The sequence below is a fragment of the uncultured Blautia sp. genome, assembly GCF_902497045.1.
Lineage (GTDB): Bacteria > Bacillota > Clostridia > Lachnospirales > Lachnospiraceae > Blautia_A.
In genome coordinates this window covers 1-2,272 of the sequence record NZ_CABVDF010000326.1, presented here as the reverse complement: position 1 = coordinate 2,272, position 2,272 = coordinate 1, and the positions used below count along the sequence as shown (strand labels likewise).

Below are 2,272 nucleotides of genomic sequence, written 5' to 3'. Positions count from 1 at the left end.
ACCTTCTGTTTTCAGCAATTTATGCATTGAATAAATAGTATAATACGTTATACTATTACCTACAGAACAAGTGTTGCTCTGTTTGATTTCGCGGTGTAAACCGTTTCCTATGAAAGGGTGATATTTTGGATTATTTAAAGAAATCAAAACATTTGTGGATCATTCCTGCATACGGGATTTTTTATATGATTTCCTTTATGCTTGTGGAGAGGATTCCTGTGGAAACGCATCTTATCCATACTTTTCTGGATGATAAGATTCCGTTCTGCGAGTATTTTATTATCCCATATGTATTATGGTATTTTGTGGTGCTGGGCAGCGTACTTTATTTTGCTCTTGGAAGCCCGGGAAAAAAAGAATATTATCAGTATATGGGAACACTGGGTGTAGGTATGACACTCTTCCTGATTATTTCCTATGTATATCCCAATGGTCAGGATCTGAGACCTGTACTGGAGGGGGGAAGTCCGTTTATTCAGGCGGTGCAGTTTTTGTATCTGATCGATACGCCTACCAATATTTTTCCAAGTATGCACGTCTTTAATGCAGTTGCCTGCTGTGTAGCACTTCTCAATAATAAAAAATGCAGACAGAGCCGGATTTTTACTGCAGGAAATATTATTATTACAGTGTCGATCGTGCTGTCTACTATGTTCCTGAAACAGCATAGTGTGGAAGATGTAGTAACAGCGCTGATCCTGAATATGATCTGTTATCAGGTGTTTTATCGGATTATCCCGGAGAACCTGAAGAAGTTTGAAAAAATGTTTACCGTGAGAGAAATCTTTACGCTCCCCAATTTTTTAAGTGCGGGACGTCTGACTCTTGCACTGGTATTTATGGCAATGCTTCAGCGTCACAATATGCGCGGCGAAAAATCTATGCTGGCGTTGCTGCTTTTTGTTGTAATTGCTACCGATATTTTGGACGGCAGGATTGCAAGAAGCTCAGGGAGAGTGACCGAAATCGGCAAACTTCTGGATCCTCTGGCAGATAAGGTGATGCAGTTTGTGCTGCTGGCATGTCTGGTGCCCAGGTATTCGCTGGCAAAGGTTATCCTGATACTTTTTTTTATCAAGGAAAGTTATACACTTGTCCTTGGTTGGAAATATATGCTGGACCTGGACAAAAATCAGATGGTTCGCTGGCATGGCAGACTGAACACCATGATCTCCTATGTGGCAGGACTGATCTTGTTTGCAGCGCCCAGGATTCCGTATTCCACAGCCAACATTCTGGTCGGAGCAGTTGGAGTTTGTATGCTGATGTCCTTTGTTATGTACATGGATGAACTCCGTCTGGCTCAGGAACAGGAAAAAAGAGCTGTACGCAAGCTTCCGGGAAGAGTGTGATAAGAACCTTAGTCTGCGATACAGAAGTATTTTGCAGGATTCTGTAGATTCTGGTAGAAGTCCGTTATAAAATAGGGTATAATATGACTTATCGGAGGAAGATTTATTTATATTCCGTCGATAAGTCATTTTTTATAGAAAAATAACGGAGGTTTGATATGGAAAACGTATATATTATGGAACATCCGCTGATCCAGCATAAAATTTCACTGCTGAGAGATAAGCGTACCGGAACAAATGAATTTCGTAAGCTGATCGAAGAGATTGCGGTCCTTATGGGATTTGAGGCTCTGAGAGATCTTCCGCTGGAGGATGTGGAGGTAGAGACTCCGCTGGAAACCTGTATGACACCTATGATCGCAGGTAAGAAGCTTGCAGTTGTACCTGTACTTCGTGCCGGACTTGGAATGGTTAATGGTATCACAACTCTGGTTCCGTCTGCAAAGATCGGTCACATTGGTCTTTACAGGGATCCGGAAACTCATGAGCCACATGAATATTACTGCAAGCTTCCGGATCCTATTGATCAGAGACTGATCGTTGTTACAGATCCGATGCTGGCAACCGGTGGTTCTGCAGTAGCTGCGGTTGATTTTATCAAAGAGCATGGCGGAAAGAACATTAAATGCATGTTTATCATTGCTGCTCCGGAAGGTCTGGAGCGTCTGCATAAGGCTCATCCGGATGTTCAGATCTATGTTGGTCATCTGGATCGTGAACTCAACGAAAATGCATATATCTGCCCGGGACTTGGCGATGCGGGAGACCGTATCTTCGGAACCAGATAAAAAAGGAATCATAAAAAGCGGATGGTGCACATAAAGGCACGATCTAAATATTGAATATTATGTAATAAAACATTAGCTGGTATCCAACGATACCAGCTAATGTTTTATAGTTTCACATAAGCGAAAAATATA

At 41.9% G+C, this 2,272-nt stretch carries 2 protein-coding genes; both read left to right on the top strand.

What is annotated here, in order from left to right; genetic code table 11:
- Positions 1 to 125 precede the first annotated feature (125 nt).
- Positions 126 to 1,352, top strand: a complete 1,227-nt coding sequence (locus tag RDS42_RS14295) for a CDP-alcohol phosphatidyltransferase family protein (RefSeq protein WP_308784247.1) — start codon at positions 126 to 128, stop codon at positions 1,350 to 1,352.
- A 158-nt stretch (positions 1,353 to 1,510) separates the two neighbouring features.
- Complete coding sequence (upp, locus tag RDS42_RS14290; RefSeq protein WP_177295843.1) at positions 1,511 to 2,140, top strand: uracil phosphoribosyltransferase; 630 nt, start codon at positions 1,511 to 1,513, stop codon at positions 2,138 to 2,140.
- Positions 2,141 to 2,272 lie beyond the last annotated feature (132 nt).